18 protein-coding genes are annotated in these 16,572 nt (G+C 33.8%); 6 read left to right on the top strand and 12 right to left on the bottom strand.

All coding sequences use genetic code 11. The annotated features are described in order from the left end of the window. The 4 genes from P6733_RS17140 to P6733_RS17125 all read left to right on the top strand — a co-directional run. A partial coding sequence (locus tag P6733_RS17140; protein WP_306354184.1) for an OmpA family protein occupies positions 1-335 on the top strand: 335 nt, incomplete at its 5' end. 122 nt (positions 336-457) lie between these two features. Continuing rightward, on the top strand, positions 458-1,042 hold the full coding sequence (locus P6733_RS17135) for a TetR/AcrR family transcriptional regulator (protein WP_306354183.1): 585 nt from the start codon (positions 458-460) through the stop codon (positions 1,040-1,042). Between the two features lie 45 nt (positions 1,043-1,087). Further along, positions 1,088-2,305, top strand: coding sequence for an MFS transporter (locus P6733_RS17130; protein ID WP_306354182.1), 1,218 nt, complete (start codon positions 1,088-1,090; stop codon positions 2,303-2,305). Between the two features lie 160 nt (positions 2,306-2,465). Then, positions 2,466-3,023: an AAA family ATPase gene (locus tag P6733_RS17125; RefSeq protein WP_306354181.1), complete on the top strand. Its 558-nt coding sequence runs from the start codon at positions 2,466-2,468 to the stop codon at positions 3,021-3,023. A 9-nt stretch (positions 3,024-3,032) separates the two neighbouring features. On the opposite strand, the gene P6733_RS17120 is transcribed toward P6733_RS17125, so the two are convergent. The 7 genes from P6733_RS17120 to P6733_RS17090 form a co-directional block, all read right to left on the bottom strand. Continuing rightward, positions 3,033-4,427 carry a S41 family peptidase gene (locus P6733_RS17120; RefSeq protein WP_306354180.1) on the bottom strand — a complete coding sequence of 465 codons (1,395 nt, stop codon included), beginning with the start codon at positions 4,425-4,427 and terminating at the stop codon, positions 3,033-3,035. Positions 4,428-4,561: 134 nt separating this feature from the next. Continuing rightward, complete coding sequence (locus P6733_RS17115) at positions 4,562-5,563, bottom strand: aldo/keto reductase (RefSeq protein WP_306354179.1); 1,002 nt, start codon at positions 5,561-5,563, stop codon at positions 4,562-4,564. 83 nt (positions 5,564-5,646) lie between these two features. Further along, positions 5,647-6,555: a helix-turn-helix domain-containing protein gene (locus P6733_RS17110; RefSeq protein ID WP_306354178.1), complete on the bottom strand. Its 909-nt coding sequence runs from the start codon at positions 6,553-6,555 to the stop codon at positions 5,647-5,649. A 62-nt stretch (positions 6,556-6,617) separates the two neighbouring features. Further along, positions 6,618-7,055 (bottom strand): SRPBCC family protein, encoded by a 438-nt coding sequence (locus P6733_RS17105; protein WP_306354177.1) that lies wholly within the window; start codon positions 7,053-7,055, stop codon positions 6,618-6,620. Positions 7,056-7,211: 156 nt separating this feature from the next. Then, positions 7,212-9,593, bottom strand: coding sequence for an outer membrane beta-barrel family protein (locus P6733_RS17100; protein ID WP_306354176.1), 2,382 nt, complete (start codon positions 9,591-9,593; stop codon positions 7,212-7,214). A gap of 162 nt (positions 9,594-9,755) precedes the next feature. Then, positions 9,756-10,910: a helix-turn-helix domain-containing protein gene (locus tag P6733_RS17095; protein WP_306354175.1), complete on the bottom strand. Its 1,155-nt coding sequence runs from the start codon at positions 10,908-10,910 to the stop codon at positions 9,756-9,758. Between the two features lie 219 nt (positions 10,911-11,129). Further along, positions 11,130-11,672, bottom strand: a complete 543-nt coding sequence (locus P6733_RS17090; RefSeq protein WP_306354174.1) for an SRPBCC family protein — start codon at positions 11,670-11,672, stop codon at positions 11,130-11,132. 295 nt (positions 11,673-11,967) lie between these two features. Here P6733_RS17090 and P6733_RS17085 point away from each other — a divergent pair, with 295 nt between their 5' ends. Next, positions 11,968-12,606, top strand: coding sequence for an NAD(P)-dependent oxidoreductase (locus P6733_RS17085; RefSeq protein WP_306354173.1), 639 nt, complete (start codon positions 11,968-11,970; stop codon positions 12,604-12,606). 82 nt (positions 12,607-12,688) lie between these two features. Here the strand turns inward: P6733_RS17085 and P6733_RS17080 are convergent, their stop codons facing one another. Next, a complete protein-coding gene (locus P6733_RS17080) occupies positions 12,689-13,390 on the bottom strand; it encodes an SDR family oxidoreductase (RefSeq protein WP_306354172.1) in 702 nt (233 codons plus the stop codon). 163 nt (positions 13,391-13,553) lie between these two features. Here P6733_RS17080 and P6733_RS17075 point away from each other — a divergent pair, with 163 nt between their 5' ends. After that, positions 13,554-13,910 carry a VOC family protein gene (locus P6733_RS17075; protein ID WP_306354171.1) on the top strand — a complete coding sequence of 119 codons (357 nt, stop codon included), beginning with the start codon at positions 13,554-13,556 and terminating at the stop codon, positions 13,908-13,910. 10 nt (positions 13,911-13,920) lie between these two features. On the opposite strand, the gene P6733_RS17070 is transcribed toward P6733_RS17075, so the two are convergent. From P6733_RS17070 to P6733_RS17055, 4 genes are all read right to left on the bottom strand, one after another. Then, entirely contained in the window at positions 13,921-14,379 is a 459-nt protein-coding gene (locus P6733_RS17070; protein WP_306354170.1) for a YciI family protein, read from the bottom strand. 245 nt (positions 14,380-14,624) lie between these two features. After that, entirely contained in the window at positions 14,625-15,629 is a 1,005-nt protein-coding gene (locus P6733_RS17065) for a bestrophin family protein (protein WP_306354169.1), read from the bottom strand. Between the two features lie 54 nt (positions 15,630-15,683). Then, the gene (locus P6733_RS17060) at positions 15,684-16,124 is read right to left on the bottom strand and encodes a hypothetical protein (protein ID WP_306354168.1); all 441 of its coding nucleotides are present in this window, start codon (positions 16,122-16,124) and stop codon (positions 15,684-15,686) included. Positions 16,125-16,137: 13 nt separating this feature from the next. Then, on the bottom strand, positions 16,138-16,491 hold the full coding sequence (locus P6733_RS17055; protein ID WP_306354167.1) for a DoxX family protein: 354 nt from the start codon (positions 16,489-16,491) through the stop codon (positions 16,138-16,140). Positions 16,492-16,572 lie beyond the last annotated feature (81 nt).

Below are 16,572 nucleotides of genomic sequence, written 5' to 3'. Positions count from 1 at the left end.
AAGACATTAACTTTGAGTTCAATAAGAGCAATATCACACAAGAAGGTGCCTTTGAACTGGATAAGTTAGTACAAGTGATGCAGAATAATGACCAGATGGTTATTATGGTTAAATCCCATACGGACAACAGAGGAAAAGATGACTACAACATGAAGTTGTCGGATAGAAGAGCAAAAGCTACAGTTCAGTATGTGATTTTCAAAGGTATTGCAGCATCTAGAATCACAGGTAAAGGATATGGAGAAAGCGAACCAAAGGTTGACTGTAAAGAAAACTGTACAGAAGAAGAATATGCTTTAAACAGAAGAAGTGAATTCTTGATTGTAAAGAAATAAGAATTGTAATAATACAGTAAAAGAGGAGTCTATTAGCTCCTCTTTTTTTATGGAATAGATTAACAAAATTTTATTTTGTACCAATTGGTAAAATATATAACTTTGTATTCAAATCAGATAAAATGTCAGGCAGACCTAAAATATTCAAGAAAGAAGAAATCCTTAAAAAAGCAGAAGCTATATTCTGGTCAAAAGGATATGAAGTAACTTCAACTGAGGATTTGTTGAAAACAATGGGTATTGGGAAAGGAAGTTTTTATTTGGAGTTTAAAAGAGGAAAGAAAGAACTTTTTGAGGAGGTATTACGAAGTGTAAGCGAGAGAGAATTAATGGAATTAAAGTATAAACTTCAACAAAGTACTACTCCAATTAAAACATTAAAAAATCATTTCAGAAATATAAGCTTAGCATCAGCACAAACCAATGCAAATGGATGTTTGTTTGGGAATACAATAATGGAGTTTTCGAATGTAGATGAATCTTTAAAGTATATTGCTGTTGAGCATTTAGAAGCCTTGGAAAATATCTTCAAAGACGTAGTAACTGATGCCAAAAGCAAAGGAGAATTAAAAACTGAGATTGCTCCAGCGTTATTGGCAAAACACTTAATTACTATTTGGAATGGATTAGGTATTACCCGAAGAATGACTACAAACCAAGAAGATTTAATGGCCTTGATTGAGATGCAGCTGAAAATAATCGAATAATTTTTTTAATTTATTTTGTACTAAAAAGTACACAATTCAAAAATCATGAAAATAAAGCAAAAGAAAGAAACCAAATTATCACAGTTAGTGATTTTGTTATTTGCGATAGCGGGAGGAATGTCTGTTGCGAATGTATACTTTGCACAGCCATTATTAAAGATTATGGCAGCAGAATTAGGGATTAATCAAGGTTCATCAGGGATTGTAATTACAATAACTCAAATTGGTTATGGATTAGGATTGTTTTTTATTGTTCCATTAGGAGATGTATTCAACCGTCGAAAGATGATTGTAGGACAGTTGTTACTAACTGTTGTATTGTTGTTAATCATTGGTTGGATGCCTAATAAAAATATTTTCCTTATTTGTATGGCATTCATGGGATTATTTGCAGTAGTGACTCAAGTATTGGTTGCATATGCAGCCAGTTTAGTAACAGCCGAAGATAGAGGTAGAGTAGTGGGACAGATTACAAGCGGGATTGTTTTGGGAATATTACTGGCCCGTACTATTGCGGGTGTAATGGCTGATATTGCTGGATGGAGATCGGTATATTATTTGTCTGCATTTTTAATTTTAGTATTGGCTATTGCATTGTTTAAAGTACTACCGGTAAAAGATGAGCATAAAGTAATCCTGCCTTATCCGAAATTATTACAATCAATGGTTCGGCTATTTGTAACGGAAAGAATATTACGCATCCGAGCGATAATAGCCTTATTACTTTTTGCATCGTTTGGAACGCTATGGACAGCATTAGTATTACCATTAAGTGATCCGCCTTATTCATTTTCTTCTTCCCTAATCGGTTTGTTTGGATTGATTGGTGTAGCAGGTGCTTTGGGGGCAACGAGTGCAGGAAAAAGAGCAGATCGTGGATTAGGGCAACAAACTACAGGGATAGCATTGACCTTATTGTTTTTATCATGGGGAGCCATTGCTTTTACAACCCATTCGCTTAGTGCCTTAATTTTAGGGATTATTGTATTGGACTTAGCAGTTCAAGCAGTACATGTAACGAATCAAAGCATGATTTTTAAACTAAATCCAGAAGCAAGAAGCCGCATTGTAGCAGTATACATGATGTTTTATTCAATAGGAAGTGGTGTAGGGTCGATTGCCTCAACAAAAATATATGTTCATTTGGGTTGGATAGGAGTATGTGCTTTGGGAGCAAGCTTTAGTTTGTTGGCATTGGTTATATGGGCAGTAACTTTAAAACGACAGAATGCTCTTGTAGTGCAGATGGTTGAATGTAAATAAATTTGGTCGCTTAATAAAAAATATAGATTTTTGTATAGAATACAACTTCACAAAAAAGAAAATACAGCTCAGTCTTAGCCGTATTATTTACCTTATTTTTTTATTAATTCAATCTGAAACTACATTATTTGATGATGGAGTAGGGTTTAATCTATTTGATATGGAACGAATTGATCGACCAAATTTTATCGTTATTACGGGCGGACCTGGAATGGGGAAAACGACACTATTGAATGCTTTGCAAAAACAAGACTATATCGGGATAGAAGAAGTAGGTCGTGCAATTATTCAGGAGCAATTGCAAAGTAATGGAACAGGGCTTCCTTGGAGAAATCAACAGGGATTTGCCGATTTAATGTTACATCAGGCCATGAAAGATTTTAAGTTCATAAAAGAAGTTCATAAGCCAGTCTTTTTTGATCGTGGCATACCCGATGTGATTGGTTATCTTACATTATGCCATTTGGAAGTTCCAGAATTAATGCATAAGACAGCAGAATATTTACGATACAACACAAAGGTATTTATTACGCCGCCATGGGAATCGATTTATACAAATGATACAGAACGAAAACAAACCTTTAGCGAGGCCATTGCTACCTATGAGATAATGCTAAAAACATACACTTTCTATGGTTATGAATGTATTGAGCTACCCAAAACTACCATAGAAAATAGGATTAGTTTTATTCAGGAAAAACTAGCGAGTGTATTTTAGAAAGAATAATTATTTACTGCTTTTCATTTGTTCATACCTTCTTTTCAATCCATCTAGGTAAGGTGCTTTTTGTTCAGTAGCCAGATTTATAGCTTTTTCAAGAGTTTTTAGAGCAGTAGTTTTCTTTTTATTAATTTCTAAAATGTCTGCATAATGTAAGAAAGCAAAAGGAGATTGAGGAAACAATACGGTTGTATTTTTCAACAAGATTTCTGTTTCTACGAACTGATTATTTTGTTGATACTGACTTCCAAAAAATAGAAAGTCACCTTCATTGTACAGCTCAGATTGAATACACTCTTTCATAACCTGTAATAAGGCCTGTTCCGTTGGAGTACTTTTAGGGTTTTGTACAATCTGATTGATTGCCTTTTGAAGCTTATCATACAATTCTTGAGATTGTTTGGCGCTCTTCTCACGATATTGTTGTGCCGCTATAGTTGCTAATTCTAATGCTTTTGTATAGGTATTGTCTGCTTCAATTTTAACATCAGGAATGACTCCGACACCTTCCCAATCTGTCTTTGTAATTGAATTGATACCACGGGCAAACGGAATGTAGATTTCTAAGCTATCATTTGCTTTTATAGGATAGCCAATGTGTGCTGCTCCAGCAGAAGATTGACCAATGACCATTCCTCGTTTTAGTGCTTGCATGGAATAACTGAATGACTCTGCTCCTGAGAATGTTGATTTTCCAATTAAAATAAAAAGTGGAATAGTTGGAATTCTTTTACCACTCACCTGATCAACACTCCAAAATTCGGTTGTTTTATTATTTTTTGGCTCATATAAGCTAAATAGGAGTGTTTTTTTGTCTAAAAAATAACTTGAGAAATAATTCACTGCATCAGCATTACCACCACCATTATTTCGTAGATCAATAATTAATGCATCTGTAGTAGAGATAAGTTTCATATAAGCATCTATAGTTTCTTTTGCTTCTGCCAAATTGGGGAAAGAGAGAATATTTAGATAACCAATGTTCCCTTCCATCTTTTTTGCTTCGAGAAAACCATTGTTTTGGTTCCGAGAAGTAACAAACTTTGTATGATACTTAGAATAAGCATCTTCTGTGTTTTCTTTTGGGTTTTTGTTATTAATAGTGGACCAAACGCCTAGATGTTTATCATTATTTATCACACGAAGTTCTTTTGTCAATGCATTTGCAAAAGAATCCAATACCGTAAACTGATTGAAAGTTCCTTTCTCCAACTGAGATTTTAAATGATTTCCAATTTGTACAGCTACTTCAGGAAACACATAATTTTGTTGGAGTAGCGTATCAATTTTTAGGATGGTTGATTTTTTAAATGCAGGACTAAGGATTTTATCCTGACCAATAGCAAGGGATGTATAAAATTGTAATCCGATACTTAATATTAAAAGTAATTTTTTGTTCATATCAGGAATAATAAAGCGTCAAAATTAGACTCTAAAATACTCTTTTATTGAATACAAAAAGGTTGATGGTCTTATAAAATAAAAAAGGGTTATTCTACTAGAATAACCCTTTTGAAATGGGATAGTATTACGAATTAATTATTCACTAATTTCATAGCACCTTCAGTATAACGCTCTCCCGTATTAGGATAACGGGCAATTAAATCTTCAATGTTTTTAATATCATTGGCATATAAAATAACATTGACTGCTCCAGCATTATCTTGTAAGTATTTTGTTTTTTTAGTTCCTGGGATTGGGATGATGTCATTCCCTTGTGCTAGTACCCATGCTAGAGCCAATTGTGCAGGAGTACAATTGATTCCTTGGGCAATTTCGGCAAAACCTTGAACTAATTTTGCATTGTTGTCTGCATATTCTTGTTGGTAACGCGGTAATGTTTTTCGGAAATCACTATCACTCAGGTTATTGATATCCAAAGTGTTTGTGACTAATCCTCGAGCCAATGGAGAGTAAGGAACTAATGATATGCCTAATTCTCTTGTAGTCTTTAATATTTCCCCTTCTACATCGCGGGTTAATAATGAATACTCACTTTGTAAGGCAGCAATAGGATGTACCGCATGAGCTTTACGAAGAGAAGCAGGAGAGGCTTCACTTAATCCTAAATAACGTACTTTTCCTTCTTTGACTAATTCTGCCATGGCACCTACCGTTTCCTCAATAGGAATATTAGGGTCTACACGGTGGGCATAGTATAAGTCGATTGTATCGATTTTCAATCGTTTTAAACTTTGTTCTACCGCTTTTTTCATCCAAGCAGGTGAACCATCAAAATAAGTTCCTGTAGCACTGCTAGGACCTGCTACGTCATCTTTAAAGCGAAAGCCAAATTTTGTAGCGATAAAAACTTGATCGCGATTCGGTACCAATACTTTAGAAATCAATTCTTCATTTAAACCATTGGCATACATATCTGCTGTATCCCAAAAGTTGATTCCCAAATCCAAAGCTTTGTGTAATGTAGCAATGCTTTCTGTATCATCAGTAGGACCATAGGCAAAACTCATTCCCATGCAACCCAGTCCGATAGCTGATAATTTTTCTTCTGTTGTTCCAAGATTTCTGTATTTCATAATAGTAAGGTTTTTTGATACAGCAAAGTTATATCAAGTCCTTAGCAAGCGATTTACAGTATTCAAACAGTTGCTTATAAAATTCAAACAATACTTTCACGAGCTACATTAGGGGAGCTACCCGTATTTTTTTTAAAGAAATTAGTGAAATAAGCAGGATACTCAAATCCGAGACCATAAGCGATTTCCGAGATATTCCAATCAGTATGTTGTAACAACGCTTGGGCTTCTTGTGTAATGCGTGCTGCAATATGTTCGGTAGTCGTTTTTCCGGTGATGTCTTTTATAGAGCGATTCAAATGATTTACGTGTACAGAAAGACTTTGCGCATAATCTTTGGCAGTTTTTAATTTTAAAGCGTTTTCGGGTGCATCAATTGGAAATTGTCTTTCCAATAACTCCATGAAAAGACCAGCAATACGAGTAGAAGCATTGGCGTGCTTTTCAAAATTAACAACAGGGCTCATCTTCATCGCTTCATGAATAATGAGGTGCAAATAATTGCGTAATACACTGTATTTGTGTGTGTAATCCGAAGCGATTTCTTTTTCCATCTTCTTGAAAATAGAAGCGATTTCGTTTTGTTGTTCCGCATCGATGAAAAAGATAGGATTACCGCCAATTCCAAATAAAGGAGAGTCTTGTAAGACTCCTTTGCGTTCTTCAGAATTAATAAAAGCTTCTGTAAACAGGCAAAACCAACCTTCTTGAATTACGGATTCGGCCTCCCATGAATAAGGAATTATAGGGTTTGAAAACAGTAAAGCAGGACGATCAATAGAAATCCATTTATCAGCATAATGTAACTTTCCTGTTCCAATAATAAGAGAAACTTTGTAAAAATCACGACGACTATAAGGGGTGATAATGGTACAGGAATCTCTGGAATAGACATTAAAATGACCAGCTCCTGCATTATTCAATGGAAGATCCATTGGGTTAGCATAAGGAACACGATTGTAAAACTCTTGGATAGTTTCAGTTGTTTTCATACGGTAAAGTTATAAAAATCAAACTAAAAATGGATTTCTTATTCTGGAAATAATTAATCGGACTATTTTTCGGCTATCTCCTTTAGTAAGGCAAAGGCTTTAGGGAAAGTTGTATTATAATAATCTTTAAAATCTTCATCGCTGTCTACTCTTACTTCGAGTGTTGTAATTCCTCCATCTTCCGTTAAATAGTATTCTTCCAGAGATCCTGTCCATTTTTTTGTTTCCTCATCAATGGGCTGTTCTTTTCCATTTTCATACATCCCAATATGTGCTACAGAAATTAATTCATAAGGGATGTTTTTATTCACATGACTGTACATTCCTCTATTTTCATTATTTAAGAAAACCATAGTAGTACCTTCTTTCCAATTTCCAATGAAATGGGAACCTTGACTAAATGGTAGGGTCCATTTTCTATAGGTATCATCTTCAGTTAATGTATTCCATACTTTTTCTTTAGAAGCATCAATTTTAATTTGAAATTTTAATTTTTCCATGATCGATATTTTTAAGTTAATTAAAGTTTGGGACTTTTATAAGTGTGATCTAAATAAGATTGTAACATGTTGTGTATCAAAGATATTTATTTTTTAATTAAAATAAAACAACACCATTAAATTGATTATTGCAGGATATAGATTATTAGTAATTGATTAGTTGGTTCTGTTTCTTTCGTCGTCATTACCAAAAGCTCTTTTGTTTTCTTTTACTTTATCGTTACCGAAAGAATAAGTTAGTGAAAGACGTACAAAGCGGCTACTGTTATTCTCATTATAAATCTGTTGAATACCATTTACTACAGAGGTGTAATCTTTTAGATAAGCTGTGTTAAAGATGTCATTGAAAAGTAATGATACTTGCATGTTTCCTTTCATTAGATTTTGTTTTACAGCAAGATTTAATCCTGTTATAGTACCGTATTCATATAAACCCCTTTTGTAAGGAGAACCATAGGAATAATCTACTTGTAATTTTGTGTTTTCACTCAATGAAAATGTGTTATTTGATGAGAAATACAATTGTATTTTGTTTGTTGGAGTAGCATTAATTGTAGTGTCAAATTTATTTTTTGAACCTAAAATATACACTAGATTCTGTGTTTGCCACCAACCAGTAATTTCTGTTGTATAATGCTCCCCAATACCATAGTAATATTCTTCAAAATAGTTCTCTCTACTTACAATCTGTGTATTCGTTTCTGGATTTGAATTAAATATGACACCAAAACCATTAGAAGTAACATTCATAAATACATTAGTTCTTAATTTACCCTTGTAATTGTACGTGAAATCAAAAGTATTGGTGAAAGAAGGTTGTAAAAAAGGATTTCCTTCTGAATAACTATTACTGTTTAAGTAAGAACGGAATGAATTTAAATCTCTAAAATTAGGCCTGTTAATTCTTTTTCCATAATTGAATGAGAAGCTATGGTTTTCATTTTTGGTATAGGAAGCATAGACTGTAGGGAAGAGTTTGAAATAATTATTGGTATTCGCTTGATTTAATGTTTGAGAATAGCCCTCAGTTTGTGTGTTTTCAACGCGTAAACCCAATTGTAGGCTTAATTTATCATTGATTTTTTTAGTTCCATTGATGTAAAGTGCTTGATTTCTTTCTTTGTATTCAAAAGTATTTGAACGATTTGGATCCAATGTAGGCGTTCCCGTTATGGTATTGTAATATTGGATTGCTCCGGTACTTTTGCTGAAACTAACTTTTGCACCATAAGAGATATTAGCAAAAGCGAATGGATGTTCCATATCTGCTTTAAGGCTGAAGTTGTTGATGTTTTGATTGGATTTATTTTGCGCAGCCAAATTGGTATTTAGAAATTGCATTTCAGGAGAAAAGGATTCTGCAACAAAGTGATTATCAATTTTAGAATTGAATTTAAAATAATCCACATCAAAAGAAAGTGTTCTTCCTACAGTATCCAATTTAGTAATCATATGTGCATTATAGGTTTGATTAGATGTTTTTATTCCATTATTTCCAGTGTTTACTAATAGTGAATCCAACTGACGAACAGGATTTTTAATGCTGATTCTTGAAACATCATGGGAATCAGGGTTACTTGAATTTCCTAAATACTGTACTCCAATTGTTGTACGATCTGATAGATCATAATCCAAAGCAGCACGGCCTGAAATAGGATCATTTTTTTGTTTTCCTTTATATCGGAATTCCCATGGTCCGGTAGGATAATAAGTGTCTAAATCTTGTTTGTTTTGAGAATGACCTACTTTTCCACTTCCACTAAAAGAGAACTTTACTTTATCTTTATTGTATAAAAAGTTGTTTCGCAATGTCGTTGAACCATAGGTGTTTTGATCATAAGCTAGTGTAGATGAGTTTTTCCAGGAGTCGGTTGCTCCTTTTTTCAGATTGATATTGATGATTCCACCATCGCCAGCAGCCTCATATTTTGCGGGTGGATTAGTTATGATTTCTATATTTTTAATATCATTAGCATTAATAGAGTTTAAGAATGCAACTAATTCTTCTCCCGTTAACTCAATCATACGTCCGTCTACCATTACACGAGAAGAACCTTTCCCTAACATACTAATGGAATTATTTCGAACGACTAAACCAGGTGCTACACGCAAAGCATCTAAGGCGCCACCACCACTAGTAGAAACATTATTTTCCAAATTAAAAATAAGACGATCAGTTTTATACTCAATCATTTTTTTACGTGAAACAACCGTAATCTCTTCTAGACTTACTGCATCCTCCGCTAAGATTAATTTTCCAAAATCGATGTCTTTATCCAGTGTAACCTCTTTGATAATGTCGGTATAGCCCAAAAAGCTGATTTGAATTTTATAAGTACCCGCATTCGCTTGAAGGCTAAAAGTACCATCTTCTTTTGTAACGGTTCCTGTAACTACATCTCCTTGCGAATTCGTTAAGGATACATTGGCAAATCCTAATGGGCCTATGGCATCTTGCACAGAACCTTTTAGTTTTAATTGTGCCATACACCATAATGGGAACAATAATAATACTATTAACAAGCTTAATTTTTTCATGATATCGGATTTTAGTTTTTTGTGTTGGTAACTAATTCTGAAGCAAAGTTGCTGCATAGCTATCAGATAGGCGACCGACAAAAAAAGTCGAACCAATTTCTTGTTAGGAAATCAGTTCGACTTTATTAGGAGGCGTTCGACTTTTTTTTAAATCATTGAAAATCAGCTATTACGATATGCTGTGGGAGTAAGATGTGTATATTTTTTAAAATAGGTATTAAATGAAGATTTTGAATTAAAACCGACTTCATATAAAATTTCTAATACGGTTAAGTCTTTTCTCTCTGGATCTTTTAAGATTCGCATTGCTTTTTGAATACGATATTCATTTACAAAATCAAAAAAGTGTTGATCCATATTGTGATTAATTAAAATAGATAAATCTCGAGCAGGCATTTTCATCTGATTGGAAAGATCCTGTATTGTTAATGAAGGTTCCAAGTAAGGTTCCTGCTGCTCCATATAGGTTTTTAATTCATGTATTAATGCTTGATTCTCGGGACTTATTTCTTCTTTTGTTGTTATATCCTCTGGACCTTTTTCGGTAATCATCTTTTCTACGAGTTCCAGTTTAGAATCGACTCCTTTAAAAAGTACAGGATAGTACAATGCCTTCAGGATTAACCAGAATATAAAAGCCAAGCCCAATAAAAGCATTATAATTCGGGCATAATTAAATACAATAGGATCGGCATGTAATTCTAAAATACCTTTGATTTCGGTAATACTAGATAAAGCAAAATCAATAACAATTAATTGTATTACAAACCGATAGATGGATAATGAATTGCTATTGGTGTAATTCTCCAATAATAGCTTTCGATATTTCCGAACAGCAATAATACAAGCAATGGTATAAAATAGAGATTGAAAACTACTGAGATAGTGCAGGAATTTAGATTCCGGCATGCTGTTGTAATTATTAAAGAAGTATTCTTTTGTTGTCTCATCTGCCAAGAAGAAACCTGGTGTGAGTACTAATAAAGATATTAGGTAAGGAATCGCGTGTAATAAATGTATAGGGCGTAGTCGGAAATCCGTGTATACTAGGGATAGAATGTATAAAAACCACAATGGACTTTTGAAAAAAGAAATCCGTATTCGAAGCATTTCCAGATTGGGTGGGAGCGATACAAACCGGAAATACACATACACACTTAAATCAATTACAGTAATGATTAAGAAAAGCGCCAATAAGGTATTACTCGTTTTCTTACTCGATTTCAGGGTTAATAGAAAAACTGAAAAGAAAAGAAACACGATAATTACAAGGAAGCAAATTACTGATATTGTATCTAATAAAACATTTTCATTCATCTGTTTCCGGATTAATTGTGTAGGCTAAAATAGCATAATGTTTTGGTTTTTTATAGTAGATAAAACCGTTTTGACGTGGTAAATTTAAAACTTTAAGAATGTGTGTATTGAATGTAAAATACAATTGGTTGTATTTACCCCAGTTATTATCCGTTTTGGAATTATATGAAACGAATAGGAAGGAAAATACAACCAATTAAATTCACGGGTAAATGACATCTATTTTTTTTCTAAAACACCTTTAAGGTTTATTAAACCAATATTTAAATCATTACCAACCATTCCTTCAAAGTTCATGAAGACACACATTAAATTCATGGGATATCCTGTATGTCCATTGAAGCCCCATTTTACTTTTGTTTGTGTAGGTGAGATCGCTTCAGTAATAAAATAAGCATTTTCGGTGGATTCAAAAGGTACTTTGAAACGCAGTTCAACGTCCATACGATCGCCTTCCGTAATTTTTTTGATTTCCTGTTCACCAGCACCCACTTCATTATTTTTACTATTCCAAGTTGCTACAAATCCAGGAGTTCCATCGATACCGCGATACGTTTTTACAGCATTAGGATCCTGCATAGACCACTTGCTAAAATAATCCTGATTTTTAAGCAATTTGATGTAATCAAATACTTCCTGTTTGGGTTTATTAATTACGATTTCTCGTTCAACAGAATAATCTTTTTTTAGAAAAAGACCTGCAATTAGTAGTATACCCACTAAAATGGCAAGTGCAATAATAATTTTTTTAAAGATTTTCATTAGATGATTATTAATTGGTTAGCCTGTCAAAGATATTTAGTTTTAGTAAAAAGAGGAAACAAATGGTAATAAATAATGGAATGCTTATTCTTTTCGTTAAAATAAAGTGATATTTTGTTTCAATTGTAATTTTGTTTGGTTGTTGTATTGAAGGAGATTTTTTTATATTTGCGCTATTCTAATGTCTTTATAAAATAGAATCCAATTAAATCGAATTACACGATGTAATTCGTAAGTAACGTATAACTACTTAATACGCTACAGGATATTCCTTTTTAATTTTATAAAGAAAATCATGAAAAATTCAATAAAAATAGCGCTATTGGGAGCAACAGGTAAGGCTGGTCAATCTATACTACAACAATTATTACAAGAGGGTTATGCAGTAAATGCATTAATCAGAAATCCTGAAAAATATACCATAATCCACCCTCAGCTCTCTATTGTGATGGGAGATGTAAAAGAGTACGAATCTGTACAACAGTTAGTACAAGGCTGTACCGTTGTGATTAGTGCTATAGGACAACCGAAAGAGGAACCATTGATGTCCAGTTTGGCAGCAATTAATATTCTGAAAGGGATGGACGAGTACCATGTTCAGCGCTATATGTTTTTAGCTGGAATTACAATAGATGTACCTGGCGATGCTAAAAGTAATGCCAATATTGAAGCCTCAAAATGGATGAAAGATATGTTTCCAGAAGTAGTTGCCGATAAACAAAGAGCTTACGATATTGTAAGGGAGAGCAACGTTAGCTGGACCATGATTCGATTGCCGTGGATAGAACAGACGAGCGAAAGAAGAGGGCTTTTAGTGAGCCTAGAAGATTGTTTAGGAGCGCGAATCAGTACTGCCGATTTAGCCGATTTCATTGTTACAGCAATTGAGACGGACAATTATAGTCAGAAAGCTCCATTTGTAGCGAGTAATTAAAAAAGAAAAGCCCGTATAAACGGGCTTTTTTATAGATTGATGGTTTGGATTTGAAAACCGTTTCTCCTCAAAATTTTTAGTTTTATGGATTAGTTGCCCAAACTGAGGTTTCTGTGATAAAACCAACATCGTTCATTGATAACATGGATTGAATAACATGAGCAATCTCGGTTGCTTTTAATTTGCGTTCCACATTGGTAGGAGCAGGGAAGTTTAGTTTCTCACCAAAAGTGGTAATTACTTCACTAGGATTAACCTGCATTACACGAACATTATATTGTCTGAGTTCAGCACGCCAACATTCTGTCATACCGGCCAAGGCAAATTTGCTAGCCACATATGATGTTCCTTCTGCAAACCCTTTGCGAGCAGCTGTAGAAGCAATATTAATGATGTTACCATGATTTTGCTTGATGAAATACTTAGCGGCTTCTTTTCCTGCAAAAAAGGCTCCTAATACATTAATATCAAATACTTTTTTCATATCCTCAGCTGTGGTATCCACCAAAGAAGAAAATTGACCAATACCTGCATTGTTGATTAAAGCATTAATACCTCCCATTTTTTCAAAAGCAAATTTGAAAAGGGCGATAACATCTGCTTCATTAGCTACATCTGCTTTGAAACCATGTACATTTATTTCTTGTGCAGCTTTAAGGATTGTATCCTCATGGCGACCACAGATCACGACCTGAGCACCAGATTCTTTTAATAATTTAGCAGTTTCATATCCTATTCCGGCACTACCACCGGTAATAATTATTTTTGCATCTTTTAGATTCATGAGTGTAATAATAAATTGGTTTATTGAGCATTTATTTTTAGAAAATATCAAATTTTTCAATAAATAGAAAAATGAAATTCATTGATGCTAATTTACAAAATGGCTGTTTCACTATGTGAATTTTCACATATATTTGTGTATATATTTTCTAAACAACTTAATAATGAATGCAGTAGAAATTAAAGCTTTTGTACCGACAAAAGATTTTGAACTTGCAAAGCAATTTTATATCGATTTAGGATTTTCCATTCCATGGAGCGATAATGATTTAGCGTATGTGCTATTCCAAGACTGTAGTTTCTTTTTACAGAATTTTTATGTGGAAGAACATGCAGAAAATTTTGTGATGCATCTGATGGTGGATGATGCCGATGCATGGTGGGCAAACTGGAATGAAAAAGACATCGTGAATCGTTATGGTGTTTTCATGAGCGAACCTAAAGACGAACCATGGAAAATGCGAGATTTTCATCTCATTGACCCAACGGGTGTTTTATGGCATATCGCACATAATATTTAATGGCTCTAGTCTAGTGTTTCTTCTTTTCGATTTTATCGTGTTCTTTTAGATATAACGGTAATGCTGCGGAACCATACCAACCATATAATTCGGCTTCCAATAATTTTTCTTTAATTGCTGGATCAGTTTCGAGTAATGTGGCAGCTTCTTCTATTGTTTTTACATTCAGCACAAAAATTCCACGATAAGACTTTTCATTTTTTTGCATTGGTCCTGCAATGACAAGCTTACCATCCTTGGCTAATTTTTCTATATTGGCCATGTGACCTTGAAATAAACTATCGGTTACTTCTTTATTCTTTGTAGTATTCGCGCCCGTTTTTAAAATGACCAAAACATAGAATTTCATGCCATACTCATCAGCTCCTAAGGATTCGGCTAAGTTTTTATTGTATTTAGGGTTTTCAGCTTGTGCCTGCATTGTATGATAGAATAAACCTAAAATAGCGATTAGAATAATTCGTTTCATTGGATTTTTATTTAAAAAGATTAAAACGGATATCTAAATGTAGGCATAATTCTGTGTATTGAATGCGTTTAGGCAAAAAAATCATCCATCCAATTAGTACGTTGATTCGTTTCCAAATTTAAGTGTTCAAAACGTTTATAGGATGAGAATGAACCCATATCAGTATCTCCATTGAGAAATAGTCACATGTTTACAGTATCTTCCGTTGTTTTGATATTGGGATAGAATTTCTGAATTTTAATAGATTACATTAGGATGTTATACTCCGCTTCAAGAGCAGGAGGAATGTCGGTTTCATCTAGCATTTCACGCAAGTCAATTTCTATCGTACGGCTTATGGAAGTGATAGGAATATCATTAGCCCCACCTTCAAATGGATTCTCAGTACTTTCTCCTACTTGTTCTAGAGAGATAAAAACCCAACCCACCATGATGCTGAAAGGTATAGTAAGCCATACTCCAAGCCCACTGATTTTTCCAAATTCATTTAATAAACCAAATGGTAAAAGAATGATTAATAAGCGGATGAAGAATAAATTTATACTGGCAAATTGACGTGGATAGGGGAAGTTTTTAATTCGTTCACTTTTTCCTTGATGATCATAAAGTTCTTTTAGAATATTCTCCATCTCTACATAACGGAGGGTTTCTAATTCCCCTGATTCATTTAATTCTTTCAATTGTTTGGATTGTAAAGCAATAATTTGAGTGGCTCTATTTTTCTTTCCTAGAATATACTGACGCTCTTTTTCAGAAAGATAAGGTTGTAGGTCATCTTCAAGTTTGTTTTTCCATTCTGGAATCGTATAATGATTTGTATATTCGAAATTGCGGGATTTTGTTTTGATATTTTCCCAATTTCTAGATTCTCTCATTTGAAAACGCAATGCCGTAAGCCAAGCAATGTGACGGTAGATTAACTCTTTATGAATCTGTTTTTCTTCCTCACTTTTACTGTTTCTCACAAAGTCCTTGACCATGATTCCCCAGGTTCTGCTACTGTTTATGATAGCACCCCATATTTGTCTGGCTTCCCACATTCGATTGTAGGTTTGCGTATTTTTAAATCCAGCAATGAAAGCTGCAGCAGTACCAATTAATGCCACTGGAACCCATGGAATTGCAAGCCATTTCCATCCAAGAAACTGATATAAGGCAGTGGGAATAAAAGATATGATAAAGAGCCAATAAATGCTTTTGCGGGTCCAAAGTAAAAATTCTGTGAGATTATAATGTTTTCCTATGCGCATAATGGAATGTTCTGAATATTAAATTGTAATAAAAATGAAAAGAGATTCTAGTATCTAATAATTGGCCTGACCAATTTCAAGTTTAGTAATTTTATGATTCTCATTGAGATAGAATTTAAAATATGTTTTAAAATCGCCCCATTGATCACTATGGAATTTCCCATAGAGATCTAGTCCGTTGTTTTCAACCTTATCGATACTCGTAAACCGTTCATGACCTATAGCTTTTGAAAAGAATGATTTGAAATCCATTTTTCGGCCATCATCATAAAGTTCAGCCTGATCTGTAAATAAGGAAAACCAGCCTTTTGAATCTCCTTTTTCTAATGCTTCAATAGCACTCTTAACAATTGAATTGGATAATTTTTCTGTATTTAATGGCATATTCGTATTGGTTTTAGATGATTTTATTTCTTTTTTAGGAGATGGGGATTGTGCATGAGCTGTCATACAGCATAAAAGCATAAGGAGCAGACTGTATAAATACTGTTTCATCAGGAATTTAGTTTTACAATGGTTTGGAAAAAGGATGTTGTAAATACAGAATCACAAAATTGAGGAGTAAAAAAGGCAACTCGATTGCGGTACCTTTTAGGTCTTTATCTTGGAGATGGAAACAAATAATAAGTAGTATTCCTGCTGCCATCAGGAAATTACCCCAAACAAAGGTTTTAGGATGCAGTAGTAGTAAAGCACTAAGCAGAGTAATGGCACCGACCATCATAACAGCTGTTTTACTAAAGTGCCATTTGCCAAATAATTCGAGCATTTCTGGCTTTCCAGAGAACATTGCCCAGCCTTGTTTGATGCCCATATATACGGCACCAAGAATTAATATTGTATTAATAACTTTTAGTACCATAGCGTAGTTCCTTTTTAAATTGAATCGTAAGTTATTAAAAAAAAGTGGTTAACGGGGTTCGTTTTTTGAAAAAAAACAGCG

It is taken from the genome of Flavobacterium aerium (genome assembly GCF_030766725.1).
Taxonomy (GTDB): Bacteria; Bacteroidota; Bacteroidia; order Flavobacteriales; family Flavobacteriaceae; genus Flavobacterium; species Flavobacterium aerium.
This window is presented reverse-complemented; position numbering and strand designations above follow the sequence as displayed.

Bases quoted from the DNA above. Each gene is read 5' to 3' on its own strand.
- P6733_RS17110 (WP_306354178.1), bottom strand. From the start codon at position 6,555: ATGAAAACAACTGAAACTATCCAAGAGTTTTACAATCGTGTTCCTTAT.
- P6733_RS17130 (WP_306354182.1), top strand. From the start codon at position 1,088: ATGAAAATAAAGCAAAAGAAAGAAACCAAATTATCACAGTTAGTGATT.
- P6733_RS17125 (WP_306354181.1), top strand. From the start codon at position 2,466: ATGGAACGAATTGATCGACCAAATTTTATCGTTATTACGGGCGGACCT.
- P6733_RS17085 (WP_306354173.1), top strand. From the start codon at position 11,968: ATGAAAAATTCAATAAAAATAGCGCTATTGGGAGCAACAGGTAAGGCT.
- P6733_RS17080 (WP_306354172.1), bottom strand. From the start codon at position 13,390: ATGAATCTAAAAGATGCAAAAATAATTATTACCGGTGGTAGTGCCGGA.
- P6733_RS17115 (WP_306354179.1), bottom strand. From the start codon at position 5,563: ATGAAATACAGAAATCTTGGAACAACAGAAGAAAAATTATCAGCTATC.
- P6733_RS17135 (WP_306354183.1), top strand. From the start codon at position 458: ATGTCAGGCAGACCTAAAATATTCAAGAAAGAAGAAATCCTTAAAAAA.
- P6733_RS17075 (WP_306354171.1), top strand. From the start codon at position 13,554: ATGAATGCAGTAGAAATTAAAGCTTTTGTACCGACAAAAGATTTTGAA.
- P6733_RS17055 (WP_306354167.1), bottom strand. From the start codon at position 16,491: ATGGTACTAAAAGTTATTAATACAATATTAATTCTTGGTGCCGTATAT.
- P6733_RS17120 (WP_306354180.1), bottom strand. From the start codon at position 4,427: ATGAACAAAAAATTACTTTTAATATTAAGTATCGGATTACAATTTTAT.
- P6733_RS17090 (WP_306354174.1), bottom strand. From the start codon at position 11,672: ATGAAAATCTTTAAAAAAATTATTATTGCACTTGCCATTTTAGTGGGT.
- P6733_RS17070 (WP_306354170.1), bottom strand. From the start codon at position 14,379: ATGAAACGAATTATTCTAATCGCTATTTTAGGTTTATTCTATCATACA.
- P6733_RS17065 (WP_306354169.1), bottom strand. From the start codon at position 15,629: ATGCGCATAGGAAAACATTATAATCTCACAGAATTTTTACTTTGGACC.
- P6733_RS17060 (WP_306354168.1), bottom strand. From the start codon at position 16,124: ATGAAACAGTATTTATACAGTCTGCTCCTTATGCTTTTATGCTGTATG.
- P6733_RS17100 (WP_306354176.1), bottom strand. From the start codon at position 9,593: ATGAAAAAATTAAGCTTGTTAATAGTATTATTATTGTTCCCATTATGG.
- P6733_RS17105 (WP_306354177.1), bottom strand. From the start codon at position 7,055: ATGGAAAAATTAAAATTTCAAATTAAAATTGATGCTTCTAAAGAAAAA.
- P6733_RS17095 (WP_306354175.1), bottom strand. From the start codon at position 10,910: ATGAATGAAAATGTTTTATTAGATACAATATCAGTAATTTGCTTCCTT.